This window comes from Paenisporosarcina sp. P4_D4, from assembly GCF_056401835.1.
The window spans coordinates 1-1,735 of the sequence record NZ_JBFUIO010000262.1 but is presented as its reverse complement, the minus strand read 5'-3'; the positions used below and the strand labels follow the sequence as shown (position 1 = coordinate 1,735).

Here is a 1,735-nt window from a genome sequence, read left to right as displayed (position 1 = left end):
TCATTATATATAGAGGCCGTGTGAACTTGATTTTCTGTTGCAGCAGAAATTTTGAATGCACGGTCTAAAATTACGGCTAATTGTGCTTTTGTTAAAGAATCATTCATTCCAAATCTTCCTGAAGTATAACCACTTAATATACCTGCTTCGTTCATTGCCGCTATATCTTTAGCAAAAGTATGATTTGTTGGAACATCAGAAAATCGAGATTGATTTTTAGGCGTTAATTTTAATACTCTATTTACCATCGCGGCAGCTTGTCCACGAGTAACTTCAGCATTCGGACGGAATTGTTGGTTTTCAAAACCATTGATTACACCATCCATATTTAGTTCCTTAATTGCTACATAGGCTGGATGCGTTGACTTCACATCCGTGAAATTACCATTTGTTACGGGTGGTGTAGATGCAACTGATGCACTTCCAATTCGTTTAGCACCCATATAATATTTTCCCCAGTAGTATGGGTCGTTTATGCTCGCTATTGCAATTCCTTTAGAAGAGGTTGCTGAGATAAATTGGCTATTTCCAATATAAATTCCTACATGAGATGTGTATCCCAAGTTATCGAAGAAGACTAAGTCTCCCGGTTGAAGATTTGATTTTGAAACAGAAGTGCCCTGTGAATATTGATTGGCAGCTGTTCTATTTAATGATATACCAGCAATATTTTTGAAAACATAAGATGTATATCCAGAGCAGTCAAACCCTGATGGAGTAATTCCACCATATTGGTATGGGACGCCCTGTAATGTTTTAGCGTAGTTCACGATTTCATTTTCTGTTGAAGCACTGGCTTGAGTCGTCATAAATGGCGCCACTGAGATCAGTAACACAGCGATGATCATCTGAGTAATACGTTTCTTCATTTTCCACCTCATGTAATTTTTGGAACCTAGACATAATATCTGGTTCATTTCTATAGTTTTAACAATCTATTTTAAATAATATCAGACATTTCATGATAGTTACTTTACGTTTAGGTTACAATTGTGTAACAATCGACAGAAAATTAAAAAACTCGAGGCGATAAACGCTTCGAGTTTTCCTTTTTATTTAAAGACTGTCGGTTTTTGGGCTCTTGCTAAGAACACACTATACGTTGACCTTGTCATTTTTGCATGAGGTTGGAATTGTGTTGTCGAAATACCTTTTGCTATTCCTTGTTGAACTAATGCCTGAATGGCTTCATAACTTGCCATGCCTGTATTCATATCAGAAAAATGTAAACCTTTATTAGGATCACTTGGGAACATGAATGCATTTTGTATGAGAATGGCCATCTCTGCGCGAGTCACAGCTTGATTAGGCTTAAATGTATCATCCGGAAAACCTGATAGAATTCCTTCTTCTAATGCAGACTGGATGTAGCCGGATGCAAAATTACCAGAACCTACATCTTTAAATGAAGTGACTCTCTCTTCCCCATTCAAATCCTTTGCTCGTCCAAGTAATGCTACTGCTTCAGCTCTTGTAATTTCTTTAGTGGGCTTAAATGATCCATCCTTATAACCATTCATTTGTTCTTTAAAGAACAAATAGCTGACATGACTTGAATACCACTGGGATTGATTCAAGTCAGTGAACGCCGGATTTTTTAATGTCACATTAACTTTTTCTGTTACAGCAGCTCCATTTTTCATTACAAAAGTAAAATTAAATGAATAAGTTCCCGCAGGACGATACAATTCCCACTTTGAGCCTGTCACTTCTTTTAGGGTAGTCCCATTTTCTG

General features: G+C 37.0%; 2 protein-coding genes. Both read right to left on the bottom strand.

The features are described from left to right. On the bottom strand, positions 1 to 869 hold an 869-nt coding region (locus tag AC1DSL_RS17885; protein ID WP_477533272.1), incomplete at its 3' end, for a C40 family peptidase. Between the two features lie 183 nt (positions 870 to 1,052). Next, on the bottom strand, positions 1,053 to 1,735 hold a 683-nt coding region (locus AC1DSL_RS17880; RefSeq protein ID WP_477533271.1), incomplete at its 5' end, for an S-layer homology domain-containing protein.